Consider the following 16,924-nt stretch of genomic DNA (forward strand, 5'->3'; position numbering starts at 1 on the left):
TCGGGTCTCAGTCCATCGACAGGCGCAGCGCGAAGCCGATCAGCGCGGCGGAAAACGTCCAGCGCTGCACCGTCTGCGCGAGCGGATGCGCGCGCATCCACGCGGCGATCCGCGACGCGCCGAACACGCACGCGAGGTCGAAGCACACGCCGGCCGCCACCAGCAGCGCGCCCAGCTCGAACATCTGCAGCACGACCGGCCCGGCCTCGGGGCGCACGAACTGCGGCAGCAGCACCGAGCAGAACAGCAGCGCCTTCGGGTTCAGCAGGTTGGTGAGCAGGCCCTTCACGAACGACTGGCGCAGCGCGTCCGCCGAGGCCGCCGCATCGCCGTCGCCGAGCGCGAACACGGGGGAGCGGAACACCTGGATCGCGACATAGGCGAGATAGAGCGCGCCGCCGTAGCGGATCACTTCGTACAGCCACGGCGCGCTGCGGATCAGCGCCGCGACGCCGCAGGCGGACAGCGTCACGTGCGCCGTGCGCGCGAGCGACAGGCCGGCCGCCGCCGCCATCCCCGGCCGCACGCCGCGGCCGATGCTGGTCTGCAGCACGAGTGCCATGTCCGGCCCCGGCACCGCGTAAATGGCCGCCAGCGCGGCGAGATAAATCAACAGCAAATGCGTGGAAATCATGGTCTGCCCCTGTCCTCTTACGACGATATGTTGCCGCCAGAGTACGAGGGATTATTGGCCATCTTTGGTTCAGGATTGGCGAACCGTAGGGGAATCCGCCACAATCATGCAATCCATAAAAGGATTCCGCCAACATGACCGAACTCGACAAAACCGACCGCGCCATCCTTGCCGCGGTGCAGCGCGACGGCCGCCTGCCGATCGCGCGCCTGGCCGATTCCGTGGGCCTTTCCGAGACGCCCTGCGCGCGGCGCCTGAAGCGCCTCGAAAACGACGGCTACATCGAGCGCTACCGCGCGCAGTTGTCACGCCAGGCGCTCGGTTTCGGCGTCGTCGCATTCGTGCTCGTGCGGTTCGCGACGCACGATCGCAAGACCGCCGACCGCTTCGAGCGGGAAGTCCTTGGCATCGAGCGGATTCTGGCGTGCCACAACGTGGCGGGCACGGCCGACTATCTGCTGCAGGTCGTGGCGCGCGATCTCGACGACTACGGCACGTTCCTGCGCGAATCGCTGCGGATGCTGCCGGGCGTGACGTCGATCGAATCGGCGCTGTCGCTGCGCGAGGTCAAGCACGACGCGGGGCTGCCGGTGCCGTGATGCCGGCGGGCGGACGCCACCCGCAAGCCGATCCCGTTGCCCGGTCCGTCACGTCGACGCCGATCGATGTGGACCGCGTCGGGCCGAGTCGGGCCGCGCCGCCGCAACACTCGTCCACATTGTGGAGACCGGCAGCCTATGCGATGTCGGGCGGCTGGTGCGCGCGTTCGAGATCCTCGAGAAACGCTTCCACGAGCGGATTGCCGCGCCCGTTGGGCGCGACGACCATGTGGAACGTCACGTCGTAGCGCAGTTGCTCCGGATTGAGCGGCGTGAGCAGCCCTTGCGCGACGTAAGGCGCCGCGAAGTGCTGCGGCAGGTAGCCGAGGTGATGGCCGGACAGGATCAGCAGCGCGACGGCCTCCATGTTGTCGGCGGTCGCGGTCACGCGGTCGGGCGTCGTCGACATCTGCGCTTCGGGCAGCGGATACGAGCGCCACGCCCATTCGAAGCCCGCGACGTCGGCCGGCGTCAACTCGCCGGCGCCGTCGAACAGCGGATGGCCGCGCCCGCAGTACGCAACCTGGCGCTCGATGAACAGCGGCGTGTAGTGCAGCGACGGCACCCGGTGCCAGAAGTAGCCGACCGCGATCTGGATCTCGTCGCTCAGCAGCTTCTCCTCGAGATCCCCCGGCGCGCGCACGGAAATCGAGAAACGCACGGCCTCGTCGCGGGTGCGAAACGCGGCGATCGCCTCGGCGATCCGCGCGTTCTGGCTCACCGGCGTATGGCCGATCAGGCCGATGTGCAGCGTGCCGACCAGCTGGCGGTCCATGTGCCGCGCGGCCATCCCGAATTCGTCGAGCGCGGCGAGCAACTTGCGGCTCATCGCGTGAAACCGCTCGCCCTTCGGCGTGAGCCGGAAGCCGCTACGGCCGCGCTCGCAGAGCCGGTAGCCGAGCCGCGTCTCGAGCGACGAAAGCTGCGCGCTGATCGTCGACTGCCCGACGTTCAGCACCGCCTGCGCGGCCGAGACGCCGCCCGCGTCCGTGACCGCGAGAAACACGCGGATCAACCGCAGATCGAGGGTCGACAGGTTCCCCAGCACATTCATCCCCTTCCATACATCGATGAAAATCGATGTTTACGTCGATATCTTCGCATTCTTCTTTCCGGGCCGAGCGCGTAAAACTGTGCGTCAAGCCGCGTCGCATGATACGGCAACCCCACATCGGAAGAGACAGCCCCATGAACGACCACACCCATTTCCAGCCGCTCGGCGGCAATGAAATGCCGCGCTGCGGCGGCATCGCGACGATGATGCGCCTGCCGCACGTGGCGAGCGCCGAAGGCCTCGACGCCTGTTTCGTCGGCGTGCCGTTCGATCTCGGCACCTCCAACCGCACCGGCGCGCGTTTCGGCCCGCGCCAGATCCGTACCGAATCCGTGCTGCTGCGCCCGTACAACATGGCCACGCGCGCGGCACCGTTCGACTCGCTGCAGATCGCCGACATCGGCGACGTCGCGATCAATCCGTACAACCTGCACGATTCCATCGCGCGCATCGAAGCGGCGTACGACGCGATCCTCGAGCACGACTGCAAGCCGATCACGCTCGGCGGCGACCATACGATCGCGCTGCCGATCCTCCGCGCGATTCACCGCAAGCACGGCAAGGTTGCATTGATCCACGTCGATGCACACGCCGATGTGAACGATACGATGATGGGCGAAAAGATCGCGCACGGCACGCCGTTCCGCCGCGCGGTCGAGGAAGGCCTGCTGCACGGCGACAAGGTCACGCAGATCGGCCTGCGCGGCACCGGTTACGCCGCCGAGGATTTCGACTGGTGCCGCGAGCAGGGCTTCCGCGTCGTCCAGGCCGAGGAATGCTGGAACAAGTCGCTCGCGCCGCTGATGGAAGAAGTGCGCGCGCGCGTCGGCGGCACGCCCGTCTACATCAGCTTCGACATCGACGGCATCGACCCGGCCTACGCGCCCGGCACCGGCACGCCGGAAATCGCGGGCCTCACGGTGCCGCAGGCGCTCGAGATCATCCGCGGCGCGAAGGGGCTGAACATCGTCGGCTGCGATCTCGTCGAAGTCGCGCCGCCGTACGACCCGTTCGGCACCACGGCGCTGCTCGGCGCGAACCTCGCGTACGAGCTGCTGTGCGTGCTGCCGGGCGTCGCGTACCGCGACTGATCCCCGCGCCGCCACCTATTCCAAATCAGAGGATTCAGAGGAGCACACATAAAGATGGGGACTTCCGTCAAGCAACCCAAGCGGGCGGCGCTCGCGTCGTTCGTCGGCACCACGATCGAGTGGTACGACTTCTATAGCTACGCGACCGCCGCCGCCATCGTGTTCGGGCCGCTGTTCTTCCCCGGCGAAAACCGCTTCATCAGCCTGCTCGCGTCGTTCGGCTCGTTCGCGGTCGGCTTCTTCGCACGGCCGCTCGGCGGCGTGATGTTCGGCTACCTCGGCGACCGCTTCGGCCGCAAGCGCTCGCTGCTCGCGACGCTGATGCTGATGGCCGTGTCGACCGTCGCGATCGGCCTGCTGCCGACGCATGCGCAAGCCGGGGTGATCGCCCCGATCCTGCTCGTGCTGATGCGCGTGCTGCAAGGCATCGCGGTCGGCGGCGAATGGGGCGGCGCGGTGCTGCTCGCCGGCGAGCATGCGCCGGAAGGCAAGCGCACGTTCTTCGCGTCGTTCGCGCAGCTCGGCAGCGCGAGCGGCCTGATCCTGTCGATGCTCGCGTTCGGCGCGATCAGCACGCTGTCGAAGGAAGACATGATGAGCTGGGGCTGGCGCGTGCCGTTCCTGGCAAGCTCCGTACTGCTGATCGTCGGCTTCGTGATCCGCGCGAGCGTGTCCGAGTCTCCCGAGTTCGAGGAAGTCAAGAAGAGCGGCAACATCGCGCAAAAGCCGCTGCGCGAAGCGCTCAAGTACTGGCCGCTGCTGCTGCTCGCGATCGGCGCGAACGTGTACGGCATCGCCGGCGTGTATTTCAGCAACATCTTCATGATCAGCTACGCGACGCAGTTCCTGTCGCTCGACCGGTCGATGGTGCTGCATTGCATGACGGTCGTCGCCGTGCTGCAGTTCGTCGTGCAGCTCGCGGCCGCGTTCCTCGCGCAGCGCTTCGGCACCACGCGCGTGCTGCTGATCACCGGCGCTTGGGCCGCGATCGTCCCGTTCGTCATGCTGCCGCTCGTGCACATGGGCACGCCGCTGTCGATCACGGTCGGCGTCGGCCTCGCGACGCTCGCGGAATCGGGCTACTACTCGGTGGTCGCGGGCTTCGTCAGCGGCATCTTCGTCGCACGCATCCGCTACACGGCGATCTCGATCGCGTACCAGGTGTGCGGCGCGCTCGCCGGCGGCCTCACGCCGCTCGTCGCGACCATCATCGCGCAGAACACCGCGCCGCAATGGTGGCCGCTCGCGCTCCAGTACACGAGCGCGGCGATCCTGTCGTCGCTGTGCGTGTGGCTGATCTCGCGCCGCGTGAGCATCGACGATGCGGGTGCGACAAACCAGAAGGAAACGCCGCTGCCGCGCGGCACACGCACCGCGTAACCGCTCGCAACGGGCAGGCGCCTCGCCTGCCCGTTTTTCGTTGCACGCCTCGGCGGTGCGTCGCACCGCCTCCCGGTTCCACGCTATTCATCGCTTGCCACGCAGACGTCGCGGCAGGCTGGCGCACGCGGTCGCTCTGCCGAACCGCGCACGACCAAGGAGACAAGTCGTCATGACCCGCCCCGACACGCTCGATTTCGGCCGCACCGAATCGGCCGGCCTTGCGATCGAGCACCACTCGATCGACTACATTCCCGAACACGAGCGCCACGCGAAACTCGCCAGCCAGGGCCCGTTCTGGTTCCTCGGCAACTTCCATTTCTTCACGATCTCGATCGGCTTCGTCGGGCCCGGCATGGGCCTGTCCGCCGGCTGGACGACGCTCGCGGGCGCGCTCGGGATCATGTTCGGCACGATCTTCATGGCGTTTCACGGCTCGCAGGGGCCCGAGATGGGGCTGCCGCAGATGATCCAGTCGCGCGCGCAGTTCGGCTATCGCGGCGTGATCGTCGCGCTGCTCGCGACGTTGTTCGTGTTCGTCGGCTTCAATGTCGTCAACGTGTCGTTGATGGTCGACGGCGTGCACAACGTATTCGGCATCGATGGCGGCTTCGTCGCCATCGCCGCCGTGACGACGGGTGCGCTGCTCGCCATCTACGGCCATGACCTGATGCATCGGACTTTCACATGGGCGCTGATCGCGACACTGCCGCTCTATGCGCTCGTGACACTCGCACTCGCGTTCGGCCATGCGACGCCGGCACCCACTACCGTTGCACCGGTTGCCGCTCCGGGCTTCAGCTGGATCGCGTTCGCAACGCAATTCGCGATCGCCGCGAGCTACAACATTTCATATGCTCCGTATGTGTCGGACTATTCGCGTTATCTGCCGAAAAACACGAGCCGCGCGAAGCTGATCGCCGTGATCTTCGCCGGCGCGTCGCTGTCGGGCACCTGGATGATCGGCCTCGGCGCGTGGCTCGCGCAGAAGCTGCATGCGGCCGATGCGCTGGTCGCGATGAACGACGTCGGCACGTCGCTCGTGCCGGGTCTCGGCAAGCTGATCGCGATCGTCTCGCTGGTCGGCTTCCTGCCGATCATCGCGCTCAACGCGTACAGCGCGATGCTGACCGTACTGACCGCCGCCGATTCGATCGTGCCGATCCGGCCGACGCGTCGCGCGCGCGTCGCATCGATCATCGCGATCAGCACGTTCGTGCTGGCCTGCGTATTCGCGATCCGCGGCAACGGCATCGCGCTCCTGCAGACGTTCCTCACGCTGATGCTCTACTTCCTCGTGCCGTGGACCGCCGTGAATCTCGTCGACTATTTCTTCGTGCGCCGCGGTCACTATGCGATCGCGCACTTCTTCATGCCGAACGGGCTCTACGGCGCGTGGCAACCGCGCGGCATCGTCGCCTACCTCGTCGGCTTCGCGGCGATGGTGCCGTTCTTCTACATCTTCGACGCCGAGGCGAACCGCGAGATTTTCGTCGGGCCGTTCGCTCGCCTGCTCGGCGGTGTGGATATCGCGTGGCTCGTCGGCCTGGTGGTCGCGGGCGCTGCGTACTGGCTGCTGTCGCGGTCGCTCGACCTCGCACGCGAACGCCGCATCATTGCCGAGACGCCCTCTCCTGAAACGCTCGCCGGGCCCCTCGAACACGAGCGCGCATGATCACGCAGTGCCCGTGACACCGGGCCAGCCCGTCACGACATAAGTCACGCCGCCGGCCGCGCCGCCCGATCATCGAGCGCGGCGGCCGGCACGCAACCTGCGCGCGTTATTGCACCGCGTTGCGCAGCGTCTTCGCGGCGGCGACCATGTTCGTCAGCGCCGGAATCACTTCCGCCCACTGGCGCGTCTTCAGGCCGCAGTCCGGGTTCACCCACAGGCGTTCAGCCGGAATCCGCTCGGCCGCCTTCTTCATCAGGCCGACGATGTGCGCCTGCGTCGGGATGTTCGGCGAATGAATGTCGTACACGCCAGGCCCGATTTCGTTCGGATACTTGAAGGTGTCGAACGCATCGAGCAGCTCCATGTCCGAGCGCGACGTCTCGATCGTGATCACGTCCGCATCCATGTCGGCGATCGACGCGATGATGTCGTTGAACTCCGAATAGCACATGTGCGTGTGGATCTGCGTATCGTCCTGCACGCCGTTCGCGGCAATGCGGAACGATTCGACCGCCCACTTCAGGTACTCGCCCCACTGCGCGCGGCGCAGCGGCAGCCCTTCGCGCAGTGCGGCCTCGTCGATCTGGATCACGCGCACGCCGGCCTTCTCGAGATCGAGCACTTCTTCACGGATCGCCAGCGCAAGCTGGTAGCACGACACCGAGCGCGGCTGGTCGTCGCGCACGAACGACCAGTTCAGGATCGTCACCGGGCCGGTCAGCATGCCCTTCATCGGCTTGTTCGTCAGCGACTGCGCGTACGTGATCCATTCGACCGTCATCGCCTTCGGGCGGCTGATGTCGCCGAACAGGATCGGCGGCTTCACGCAGCGCGAACCGTACGACTGCACCCAGCCGAACTGGCTGAACGCGTAGCCGTCGAGCTGCTCGCCGAAGTACTCGACCATGTCGTTGCGCTCGGCTTCGCCGTGCACGAGCACGTCGAGTTCGAGCGATTCCTGTTCGCGCACGCTGCGTTCGATCTCGGCCTGCATCGCCGCGCGATAACCGGCTTCATCCAGCGCGCCGGCCTTGAACTGGCTGCGGGCCTGACGGATTTCGCCGGTCTGCGGGAACGAGCCAATCGTCGTCGTCGGGAACGCCGGCAGGTTCAGGCGTGCCGACTGCTTCGGCGCGCGCTGCGGATAGGGGCTCGCGCGGTTGCCGAGCTGCGCGTCGATCCGGGCGATCGCGGCCTTCACCGCCGGGTTGTTCACGCGCGGCGACTGGCGGCGCGAATGAATCGCGGCGGCGTTCGCGGCCAGCGCGTCGGCCACCTTGTCGCGGCCTTCGTTCAGTGCGGTCGCGAGGACCTTCAGCTCGTCGAGCTTCTGCAGCGCGAACGCGAGCCACGAACGGATTTCCGCATCGAGCTTCTCCTCGCTCGCGAGATCGACCGGCACGTGCAGCAGCGAGCACGACGGTGCGAGCCATAGGCGATCGCCCAGTTGCTTCGCGAGCGGCTCGAGCCAGTCGAGCGTCGCGTTCAGGTCGGTCTTCCAGATGTTGCGGCCGTTGATCGCGCCCACCGACAGCACGCGCCCGGCCGGCAGGTCACGCACCAGCGCGTCGACGTCATCGCGTGCGTTGATCGCATCGATATGCAGGCCGTCGACCGACAGCGAGCTCGCGAGCGCCAGATTGCCCTGCAGTTGGCCGAAATACGTCGCGAGCAGCACCTTGATGCGGCGCGTTTCGAGCGCGGCGTATGCGGTCCTGAACGCTTGTTGCCATTCGTCGTCGAGTTCGGTGACGAGGATTGGCTCGTCGATCTGCACCCATTCGACGCCCTGCGCGGTCAGCGTGTCGAGCAGCGCGCCGTACACGGGCAACAGCTTCGGCAGCAGTGCGAGGCGGTCGGAATCATCCTTCGCCTTGCCGAGCCACAGATACGTGACGGGGCCGAGGATCACCGGCTTCGCAGCCACGCCCTGCGCCTGCGCTTCCGCCAGTTGCTGGAGCAGGCGCGACGGGTCGAGCGAGAAGTTCGTGTCCGCGTGAAATTCCGGCACGATGTAGTGGTAGTTCGTATCGAACCACTTCGTCATTTCACCGGCCGCGACGCCGCCGCAGCACGCGGCATGCGCGTCCGCCGACTGCGCCGAACGGCCGCGCGCGACACGGAAATAGTTGTCGAGCACGTCGCCGTGAAAACCCTGCACGCGCTTCGGCAGGTTGCCGAGCGTGAAGCTCATGTCGAGCACCTGATCGTAGAACGCGAAGTCGCCGATCGGCACCAGGTCCAGACCGCGCTGGTCGTTCCAGTGACGCTGGCGCAACTCGGCGCCCAGCGCCTTCAGCTCGTCGCGCGACGATTCGCCTTTCCAGTAGCGTTCGAGACCGAACTTGAGTTCGCGCTTCGCGCCGATGCGCGGAAAACCGAGGTTGTGTGTCGTGACCATGAGCTGCCGTCCAGAAGAGAAATTGAATGTCCGGGAGCCATGATAGGGATTTCAAACCATGAAATAAAATGGCATTATTTCATTCATTCATTAAAGTTATTCATGCATTTGTTGCGCGAGCGATGTCCATGCTGGAACGATTCCATCTCGTCGTCATTCGTGAGGTCGAGCGCCAGGGCTCGCTGACCGCGGCCGCCCATGCGCTGCACCTCACGCAATCGGCGCTCAGCCATACCGTCCGGAAAATCGAGCAGCAGCTCGGCACGCCGATCTGGGATCGGGAGGGTCGCGGCCTGCGGCTCACGCAGGGCGGGCAGTATCTGCTGAAGCTGGCGCACCGGTTGCTGCCGCAGTTCGAGCTGGCCGAGGAGCGGATGAAGCAGTACGCGAAGGGCGAGCGCGGCACGCTGCGCATCGGGATGGAGTGCCACCCGTGCTACCAGTGGCTGCTGAAGGTCGTGTCGCCCTACCTGTCGCGCTGGCCCGACGTCGACGTGGACGTGAAGCAGCGCTTCCAGTTCGGCGGCATCGGCGCGCTGTTCGGCTATGACATCGACGTGCTCGTGACGCCCGATCCGCTGAACAAGCCGGGCCTGCGCTTCGACCCTGTGTTCGATTACGAGCAGGTGCTGGTGGTCGCCGATTCACACCGGTTCGCGAACGCCGACTACGTGACGCCCGAGCAGCTGACCGACGAGATCCTGATCACCTACCCGGTCGAAACCGACCGGCTCGACATCTACAACCAGTTCCTGACGCCAGCCGGCATCGTGCCGAGGCGACACAAGTCGATCGAGACGACCGACATCATGCTGCAGATGGTGGCGAGCGGGCGCGGCGTGGCCGCGCTGCCGAGATGGCTTGCCGACGAATACGCGGACCGGATGCCGGTCGTGCCGGTCAAGCTGGGCAAGAAAGGGATCGCGAAGCAGATCTTCCTCGGCATCCGCGAAGCAGATGCATCGATCGACTATCTGGCCGCGTTCGTCGCGCTCGCGCGCGAATCGACGTGGAGCGCGCCGCGCATGCTGCGCTAGGCGCGCTTCGTTGCGCAGTGCGTCAGGCGGCGCGCATGCCGATGCGTTCGCCGCGCTCGACCCACGCGCCGAACAGCAGGCCGATCGTCGTCCACATGATCACCTGCATGCCGATGGCCGCCACGCGGAACTTCCACAGCAAGGCCGCCGGGAACTCGGCCGGCAACTCGCTGACCGACGGCAACCCGATCTGCACGGCCGCGATGATCGCGACGAACACGAGCCCGGCGACGATCGACGCGTTCCACTGCCCGAGCTTCGCCAGCAGATGGCGGCGCACGCTGACCGAGAACACCATCGTCGCGACCGAGATCGCGATCATCAGGAAGAACAACCCCGTGCGATAGCCGATCGTGTCGGGGTCGCCGACCGACGGCGGATTGGCCGGGTACTTGAGGTTCGGCACGATCACGAGCGAGACGAACGAAGCCAGCGCGAGCCACGCAGCCAGCGGCCGAGCCGGGAGACGGCTGCCGCGGCCATACGCATACGCAAAGACGAGCGAGAACAGCCCGCCGAATGCCGCGCCGTAGGTCACGACGCCCGTCAGCAGACCGAGGCCGGCTTGCGTGTGGCGGCTGACCAGTTCGGGTTCCGGTGCTTCGCCTCGGGCGGCTTCGGTTTTTTCCTCGAAGGAGATTGCCTGATCGACTTGCGGTTCGCCGACTATTTTCGCGAAACCGAACGTGAGGAGGCCTGCGGCGATGCCTGCGAGCATCCCGCGCATGAGCAGCTTTCCGACCATCGTGAACTCCGCGTCAGTGGCAGGGGAAGCCGAGCAGATGGCGGCCGTCGTGGACGAACTCGTGGACATACATGCCCGGCACCAGCGACGTCGCGCCTTGTTCCGCACCGACGAAATACAGCGCGAGCAACAGGATCAGGCCGACGAACACGGCCCACGGCAACAGTTCGCGGACGGGGATGGGTGCCGGCACGACCGCCGGCTTCAGCACTGCTTCGCTCATGGATGCACCTCAGGGGAATCGCGCCCCGACAAATGTTGGATGGGTACGAAGGCAGGTCTGGCTTCCGGGATCATGGATCACCGGTTACAGTGGCGCGACCGCGCCGGAATTGCACCGGCTTCCGCGTTTCGTATCGGGCGAATTGTACGCGCGAACGTTCGCGTATTGAAGCGGCGACCGGCGATCGCATTCACTCGTCCCGGATCATCCGAACAACGACATGAACATGCCTGCCTCGCTGCGCCTGATCGCGCACGCCTCGACCCGGGCAATGCGCACCGGTACGTTTCCCGACGACGACCCGCTCGACGCGCACGGGCTCGCCGACGCCGCGGCGCTGCACGACCGGTGGGCACGCGTGACCGGCGCGCGCGTGCTGTGCAGCCCGGCCCGCTGTGCGGTGCAGACCGCCGATGCGCTCGGCCTGCGTGCCGACATCGACGACGCGCTGCGCGACATCGATTACCGAAACTGGCGCGGCAAGCGGCTGCACGACCTCGCACGCGACCGGCCTGACGAAGTGGCCGCGTGGATCGGCGATCCCTCCGCGTCGCCGCATGGCGGCGAATCGTTCGATGCAGCGATGCGCCGCGTCGGCACATGGTTGAACGCGCTGCAACACGGCCGCGACATCGTCGCCATCACGCATGCGCCGCTCGTTCGCGCGGCCGTCGCGCATGCGCTGCGAATGGATCCCGGCGCGGCAATCCGCATCGACGTCGCACCACTGTCGTGCACGACTTTCGCTGCGTCGCCGCACGGATGGACGTTGATCGCCGCCGACGACCGGCGCGACACTGCGACGTAGCCGCCCGCCGTGTCGCGTTCGCCATATCGGGCACGACCCGAGCCGACGGGTCGCGTCGTATCGCAATTGCCTGGCGATGTTCACCTTACGTCGCTGCAAGACACGCCGTTCGTTGTCCCTGCTGTCATCAAACTGACTGCTAGCCGAAGCTAGGATCGGTCGCGGTTCCCTTACGAGATACCGTCATGAATCAGCCTGCTTCGTCTGCCCCGAACAATTCGGGTTCCGTCGAGCGCACCAGGCAGCTCGGCTACGCCGTCTTCCTGCTGGTGCTCGCGATCGGTGCGATCTATATCGCCACGCACCTGATCGACGATCTGTCGCCGATGCGCGAAGGATCGCTGTTCCCGTACCTGATGCTCGGCGCCGCGCTGCTGATCGCACTCGGCTTCGAATTCGTCAACGGTTTCCACGACACCGCGAACGCGGTGGCCACCGTGATCTATACGCACTCGCTGACACCGAACGTCGCGGTGATCTGGTCCGGCCTGTGGAACTTCCTCGGCGTGATGATCTCGAGCGGCGCCGTCGCGTTCGGCATCCTGCAACTGCTGCCGGTCGAGCTGATCCTGCAGGTCGGCAGCGGTGCGGGCTTCGCGATGGTGTTCGCGCTGCTGATCGCCGCGATCGTCTGGAACCTCGCGACCTGGTATTTCGGGTTGCCGTCGTCGAGCTCGCATACGCTGATCGGGTCGATCATCGGCGTCGGGCTGATGAACCAGCTGATGCACGGGCCGTCCGGCACGAGCGGCGTCGACTGGGGCCAGGCGCTCGGCGTCGGCAAGTCGCTGCTGCTCTCGCCGCTCGTCGGCTTCCTGTGCGCGGCGCTGCTGCTGCTCGTGCTGAAAACCCTCGTGCGGATTCCTGAGCTGTACAAGGAGCCGCCGAAGGACCAGCCGCCGCCGTTCTGGATTCGTTGCCTGCTGATCCTGACCTGCACGGGCGTGTCGTTCGCGCACGGCTCGAACGACGGCCAGAAAGGGATGGGGCTCATCATGCTGATCCTGATCGGCACGGTGCCGACCGCCTATGCGCTGAACAAGGCCGTCACGCCGGCCGAGACGCAGACCTTCGTGGCGGTCGCGAACCAGGCCGCCGCGACGTTCGGGAAGTACACGAACGGCGTTGCACCGTCCGCGAACCCGCGTGCCGACGTCGAGCTTTACGTGCAGCATCGCGAACTGACGCCGGCCGTGATCCCCGCCGTACAGCAGTTGTCCGCATCGCTCGCCACCGCCGTCGGTGCATCGGGCTCGATGGCGGCCGTGCCGCAACGCGACGTCGACAACGTGCGCAACACGATGTATCTGGTCTCCGAAGCCATCCGCCTGATCGAGAAGTCCGGCCGGCCCGCGTTCGCCGCCGACGACAAGCTCGCGATCGACAACTATCGCAAGCAGCTCGACCACGCGACCAAGTTCATTCCGACGTGGGTGAAGGTGGCGGTCGCGATCGCACTGGGCCTCGGCACGATGGTGGGCTGGAAGCGGATCGTCGTGACCGTCGGCGAGAAAATCGGCAAGCAGCATCTGACGTACGGACAGGGCGCATCGGCCGAACTCGTCGCGATGCTCACGATCGGCGCGGCCGACGTGTACGGATTGCCGGTGTCGACGACGCACGTGTTGTCGTCGGGCGTCGCAGGCACGATGGCGGCGAACGGATCGGGCTTGCAGTGGGGCACGGTGCGCAGCCTCGTGCTGGCGTGGGTGCTGACGCTGCCGGCGTCGATCGTGCTTGCGGGCGGGCTCTACTGGCTGTTCCGGTCGGTGGCGTAAGCGGTGATGCAGCGGGTGTCCGGGAGGAGCCGGCTACCTGCTGGAGATGATTCGACCCTCGTCCCTCGCTGTTCCGTCTCTCCGCCTCCCCGTCTCGCCAATCCGACTCGTCGAGGCATTCGGTGCGTCCATGCCGTCGCGAATGCTCACCCTCTCCCTTTCCCGAATTGAAGCGCAAGATCTGGAGCGCGCCGGCGCATCGATATCCGTAGACTGGGCTCATCAACATTTAGCGTGGACTCGACCGTGCGGACGACGTGCCCGAAGCATTCCGCACGACTGCATGGCGCCACATTGCTGACGAACCGAGGTATGCCCGTGAACATTGCCGACCTGCAACCTGCCGTCGAGTCACTGGAAATTGCGCAACGCGTCGACGCGATCGACTGGACGACTGTCGACGCCGATCTCGATCGCTACGGATGCGCGCGCGTGCCGGGCCTGCTCTCGGCCAGCGAATGCGCGACGCTCGCATCGCTCTATTCACACGATGCGCTCTATCGCTCGCGCGTCGTGATGGCGCGGCACGGCTTCGGTCGCGGTGAATACAAGTATTTCGCGTATCCGCTCCCCGCGGTCGTCGCCGAGCTGCGTGCGACGCTCTACCCGCATCTCGCGCCCATCGGGAATCGCTGGAACAAGGCACTCGGAATCGACGTCCGCTATCCGGCAGACCACGCGACCTTCCTCGATCGCTGCCACGCAGCAGGACAGACGCGACCGACGCCGCTGATCCTGCAATACGACGCCGACGACTACAACTGCCTCCATCAGGACCTGTATGGCGAGCACGTCTTTCCGCTCCAGGTCGCGATCCTGCTGTCGGCGCCTGGCCGCGATTTCACGGGTGGGGAGTTCGTGCTGACGGAACAGCGACCACGCATGCAGTCGCGCGCGGAAGTGGTGCCGCTGACACAAGGCGACGCCGTCATCTTCGCCGTGCATGGCAGGCCCGTGCAGGGAACGCGCGGCGTCTATCGCGTCAACCTGCGTCACGGCGTCAGCCGGATTCGGAGCGGCCATCGCCACACGGTCGGCATCATCTTCCATGACGCGCAGTGACGGCTGACGGAACGTGCACGACGCTGCCGCGCCATCTGCCACGCAGGCGAATTCTCGCGGGACATGCTGCGCATCCGACGGGCCAATTGCGCGTGATCGATCAGGGTTCTTCGCGAACGGGTATCACCAGACGATCCGTTCAGGCAGCCACCACGACAGATGACCGTTTCGTTTCTCGTCAGACGGTCGCTGCGCGCTGGGCCCCTGTCTGGAGTGAGCGACAGAGCGCCCATACGCTCACCTGTCGCGGCACGCGGTCGACGGGAACCCGGCCTACCCGCGCGCCACATTCGCCCGCAATCGATCACCCGCATCGGAGGCGAGCCGAGCATAGCCCGGCAACGTCAGCAACGCGAGCACGCCCGCTGCGACGAACGCCCAGCGAAAGTCGTCGAGCACGTAGTGCATGCCGGCCGCATCGCCCCGCACCAACGCCGCGAGTCGAAGCGACAACGCACCGAACGCAATGCCCATCCCGATCGTCATCTGCTGAGCAGCGCTCCACAGCGTGCTGGCCGCGCTTGTCTGCTGGGCCGGGATATCCGCATAGGCCAGCGTCGCGAGCGTCGTGAACTGCATCGACCGCGTCAGTCCGTAGACGAATACGACGAACAGCGTGATCGCCAGTGGCGTCGATGCAGTCAGCCAGCCGCATGCGATCGTGAAGAGGCCGACTATCGTCACGTCGACGAGTGCGACGCGCCGAAAGCCGTAGCGGTCGAGAATCCACGACGTTCCCGCCTTCATCCCGAGATTGCCGAGCGCACTCGCGAGCAGCAGCAGGCCGGACTGGAACGGCGACAGCCCGAAACCGATCTGGAACAACAGCGGCAGCAGGTACGGCACGGCATTGATGGCCATCCTCGTGATCGACCCGGTCATCACGGTCACCGAGAACGTCGGCACTTTCAATGTCGTGAAGTCGAGCAGCGGATGCGCGCAACGCTGTGCATGCCACCAGGCGGCGATGCCGAACAGCACGCTCGCGCCCACCAGGACGGCTGCGCGCGTAAAGTGGACGTCCTGCTGGCCGGCCGCTTCGGTGCCGATCAGCAGACAGGTCAGCGCGCCCCCGGCGAGCACGAAGCCGCCCCAGTCGAGCGGTCGCTGCTCGTCGGCCCGCGTGTTCCGGACGATCAGCCAGGTGCAGACCAGTGCGGCAATGCCGAACGGGACGTTCAGCAGGAAGATCCACCGCCATGAAGCATAGGTCGTGATGAAGCCGCCGATCGGCGGCCCGACGACAGGAGCGACGATGCCTGGCCACGTGATCGTGGCGATCGCGCGCATCAGCTTCGCCTTCTCGGTGCTGCGAACGACGATCATACGCCCGACCGGCACCATCATCGCCCCGCCGACGCCTTGCAGCAGGCGCGCAGCGGTGAAGGTCACGACACCTTCGGACAACCCGCACAGCACCGACGCACCGGTAAAGACGACGATTGCACTGGCGAACACCGTGCGCGAGCCATAGCGGTCCGCAATCCAGCCGCTGATCGGGATGAACACTGCCAGCGCCAGCATGTAGGCCGTCATCCCGAGGCTCAGCGCGTTCGGCCCGACACCAAACGAGCGCGCCATTTGCGGTAGCGCAGTCGCGATCACGGTCGTGTCGAGGTACTCCATGAAGAACGTTGCGGCGACGAGATACGGCAAGAAGTCGGTCGTCCGACCACTTTGGGCAGGGCTGTCAGTCATGAACGGTGCGGGAGACGGAATACGGCGGACCCCGACCGCCAACGGATGCCTGGAAGCACCGGGAATCGGGACGAATGGTGATATTACCCCGAAGGGCTTGCGCCCTGCTCTGTAGGGCATGTCGCGCGAATGGACTTTATGCGCATAGATTTTTACGATGACTTAGCACTGTGTGCGTTGCGTGCGTCGATGATCATGTTGGCGCAACGTGTCGAATGATCTGTGGATGGTCTGGAGGGCTTTCGTCCAGACTTATCAATTTCCGGTAATTTTCGACGAACATCGCTCATCGTCGGCCATTGTTGGGCCATTTATGGATGGTTCGACGTTAGATGAGCACTCACTGCGTGTCGGTTGATGTAGCGAGCGCACCGGGAGATGTCGGTGGCACCGAGCTGTAGATCGCTTAAGACTAACCGAGGCGCCGGAGAGAGAAATTGCAGCTTTGATCGGAGATAGCAGCAATAGGCTAAGGGATCGCGGATGATAATGGCCGATTGGCGTGCCGGGAGCGGCGAGTTCTCGGGAACGGCAGGTGTCTGAATCGACGTATTCGGCGCCTGGATATGGCCAGGCCGGCCACTCCGCGCCCCCATGCATTTCTGCCGCGCCAATGCAAAAACCCCCGCCTTTCGGGCGGGGGTTCTTGGCTTAGGGAGCCTGACGATTACCTACTTTCACACGGGAATCCGCACTATCATCGGCGTAGAGTCGTTTCACGGTCCTGTTCGGGATGGGA

General features: G+C 65.7%; 14 protein-coding genes and 1 riboswitch. Of the genes, 8 read left to right on the top strand and 6 right to left on the bottom strand.

All coding sequences use genetic code 11. The annotated features are described in order from the left end of the window. Positions 1-7 precede the first annotated feature (7 nt). Positions 8-634 carry a LysE family translocator gene (locus tag CFB41_RS29505; RefSeq protein ID WP_089441614.1) on the bottom strand — a complete coding sequence of 209 codons (627 nt, stop codon included), beginning with the start codon at positions 632-634 and terminating at the stop codon, positions 8-10. 134 nt (positions 635-768) lie between these two features. On the opposite strand from CFB41_RS29505, the gene CFB41_RS29510 reads away from it, so the two are divergent. After that, positions 769-1,233, top strand: a complete 465-nt coding sequence (locus CFB41_RS29510) for an Lrp/AsnC family transcriptional regulator (protein ID WP_046549763.1) — start codon at positions 769-771, stop codon at positions 1,231-1,233. A gap of 136 nt (positions 1,234-1,369) precedes the next feature. Here CFB41_RS29510 and CFB41_RS29515 read toward each other — a convergent pair whose 3' ends face one another. Beyond that, positions 1,370-2,287, bottom strand: a complete 918-nt coding sequence (locus tag CFB41_RS29515; protein ID WP_256941261.1) for a LysR family transcriptional regulator — start codon at positions 2,285-2,287, stop codon at positions 1,370-1,372. 134 nt (positions 2,288-2,421) lie between these two features. On the opposite strand from CFB41_RS29515, the gene speB reads away from it, so the two are divergent. The 3 genes from speB to CFB41_RS29530 all read left to right on the top strand — a co-directional run bounded on the left by speB (position 2,422) and on the right by CFB41_RS29530 (position 6,433). Next, positions 2,422-3,378, top strand: a complete 957-nt coding sequence (gene speB, locus CFB41_RS29520) for an agmatinase (protein WP_089458896.1) — start codon at positions 2,422-2,424, stop codon at positions 3,376-3,378. 54 nt (positions 3,379-3,432) lie between these two features. Beyond that, positions 3,433-4,758 (top strand): MFS transporter, encoded by a 1,326-nt coding sequence (locus CFB41_RS29525; protein WP_089458897.1) that lies wholly within the window; start codon positions 3,433-3,435, stop codon positions 4,756-4,758. 172 nt (positions 4,759-4,930) lie between these two features. Next, a complete protein-coding gene (locus tag CFB41_RS29530) occupies positions 4,931-6,433 on the top strand; it encodes a cytosine permease (RefSeq protein ID WP_089458898.1) in 1,503 nt (500 codons plus the stop codon). A 106-nt stretch (positions 6,434-6,539) separates the two neighbouring features. On the opposite strand, the gene metE is transcribed toward CFB41_RS29530, so the two are convergent. Next, a complete protein-coding gene (gene metE / locus CFB41_RS29535; protein ID WP_089458899.1) occupies positions 6,540-8,834 on the bottom strand; it encodes a 5-methyltetrahydropteroyltriglutamate--homocysteine S-methyltransferase in 2,295 nt (764 codons plus the stop codon). Between the two features lie 128 nt (positions 8,835-8,962). On the opposite strand from metE, the gene CFB41_RS29540 reads away from it, so the two are divergent. Then, the gene (locus CFB41_RS29540) at positions 8,963-9,871 is read left to right on the top strand and encodes a LysR family transcriptional regulator (RefSeq protein ID WP_089433228.1); all 909 of its coding nucleotides are present in this window, start codon (positions 8,963-8,965) and stop codon (positions 9,869-9,871) included. A gap of 22 nt (positions 9,872-9,893) precedes the next feature. On the opposite strand, the gene CFB41_RS29545 is transcribed toward CFB41_RS29540, so the two are convergent. Together CFB41_RS29545 and CFB41_RS29550 are read right to left on the bottom strand one after the other, a co-directional pair. Beyond that, positions 9,894-10,616, bottom strand: a complete 723-nt coding sequence (locus tag CFB41_RS29545; protein ID WP_089458900.1) for a CbtA family protein — start codon at positions 10,614-10,616, stop codon at positions 9,894-9,896. Positions 10,617-10,629: 13 nt separating this feature from the next. Further along, positions 10,630-10,839 (bottom strand): CbtB-domain containing protein, encoded by a 210-nt coding sequence (locus CFB41_RS29550; protein ID WP_006488502.1) that lies wholly within the window; start codon positions 10,837-10,839, stop codon positions 10,630-10,632. Between the two features lie 32 nt (positions 10,840-10,871). Further along, a riboswitch (cobalamin riboswitch) is annotated at positions 10,872-11,014 on the bottom strand. Positions 11,015-11,059: 45 nt separating this feature from the next. On the opposite strand from CFB41_RS29550, the gene CFB41_RS29555 reads away from it, so the two are divergent. From CFB41_RS29555 to CFB41_RS29565, 3 genes are all read left to right on the top strand, one after another. Continuing rightward, positions 11,060-11,647: a histidine phosphatase family protein gene (locus tag CFB41_RS29555; RefSeq protein WP_089458901.1), complete on the top strand. Its 588-nt coding sequence runs from the start codon at positions 11,060-11,062 to the stop codon at positions 11,645-11,647. A gap of 185 nt (positions 11,648-11,832) precedes the next feature. Next, positions 11,833-13,425, top strand: a complete 1,593-nt coding sequence (locus CFB41_RS29560) for an inorganic phosphate transporter (RefSeq protein ID WP_089441607.1) — start codon at positions 11,833-11,835, stop codon at positions 13,423-13,425. Positions 13,426-13,743: 318 nt separating this feature from the next. Continuing rightward, entirely contained in the window at positions 13,744-14,487 is a 744-nt protein-coding gene (locus tag CFB41_RS29565) for a 2OG-Fe(II) oxygenase (RefSeq protein ID WP_089459037.1), read from the top strand. Between the two features lie 273 nt (positions 14,488-14,760). On the opposite strand, the gene CFB41_RS29570 is transcribed toward CFB41_RS29565, so the two are convergent. Continuing rightward, positions 14,761-16,185 carry a DHA2 family efflux MFS transporter permease subunit gene (locus CFB41_RS29570; RefSeq protein WP_089458902.1) on the bottom strand — a complete coding sequence of 475 codons (1,425 nt, stop codon included), beginning with the start codon at positions 16,183-16,185 and terminating at the stop codon, positions 14,761-14,763. Positions 16,186-16,924: the final 739 nt, after the last annotated feature.

The sequence above is a fragment of the Burkholderia sp. AU33803 genome, assembly GCF_002223095.1.
Taxonomy (GTDB): Bacteria; Pseudomonadota; Gammaproteobacteria; order Burkholderiales; family Burkholderiaceae; genus Burkholderia.

Coding starts and splice junctions, on each gene's coding strand:
- CFB41_RS29505 (WP_089441614.1), bottom strand. CDS start 634: ATGATTTCCACGCATTTGCTGTTGATTTATCTCGCCGCGCTGGCGGCC.
- CFB41_RS29510 (WP_046549763.1), top strand. CDS start 769: ATGACCGAACTCGACAAAACCGACCGCGCCATCCTTGCCGCGGTGCAG.
- CFB41_RS29515 (WP_256941261.1), bottom strand. CDS start 2,287: ATGAATGTGCTGGGGAACCTGTCGACCCTCGATCTGCGGTTGATCCGC.
- speB (WP_089458896.1), top strand. CDS start 2,422: ATGAACGACCACACCCATTTCCAGCCGCTCGGCGGCAATGAAATGCCG.
- CFB41_RS29525 (WP_089458897.1), top strand. CDS start 3,433: ATGGGGACTTCCGTCAAGCAACCCAAGCGGGCGGCGCTCGCGTCGTTC.
- CFB41_RS29530 (WP_089458898.1), top strand. CDS start 4,931: ATGACCCGCCCCGACACGCTCGATTTCGGCCGCACCGAATCGGCCGGC.
- metE (WP_089458899.1), bottom strand. CDS start 8,834: ATGGTCACGACACACAACCTCGGTTTTCCGCGCATCGGCGCGAAGCGC.
- CFB41_RS29540 (WP_089433228.1), top strand. CDS start 8,963: ATGCTGGAACGATTCCATCTCGTCGTCATTCGTGAGGTCGAGCGCCAG.
- CFB41_RS29545 (WP_089458900.1), bottom strand. CDS start 10,616: ATGGTCGGAAAGCTGCTCATGCGCGGGATGCTCGCAGGCATCGCCGCA.
- CFB41_RS29550 (WP_006488502.1), bottom strand. CDS start 10,839: ATGAGCGAAGCAGTGCTGAAGCCGGCGGTCGTGCCGGCACCCATCCCC.
- CFB41_RS29555 (WP_089458901.1), top strand. CDS start 11,060: ATGAACATGCCTGCCTCGCTGCGCCTGATCGCGCACGCCTCGACCCGG.
- CFB41_RS29560 (WP_089441607.1), top strand. CDS start 11,833: ATGAATCAGCCTGCTTCGTCTGCCCCGAACAATTCGGGTTCCGTCGAG.
- CFB41_RS29570 (WP_089458902.1), bottom strand. CDS start 16,185: ATGACTGACAGCCCTGCCCAAAGTGGTCGGACGACCGACTTCTTGCCG.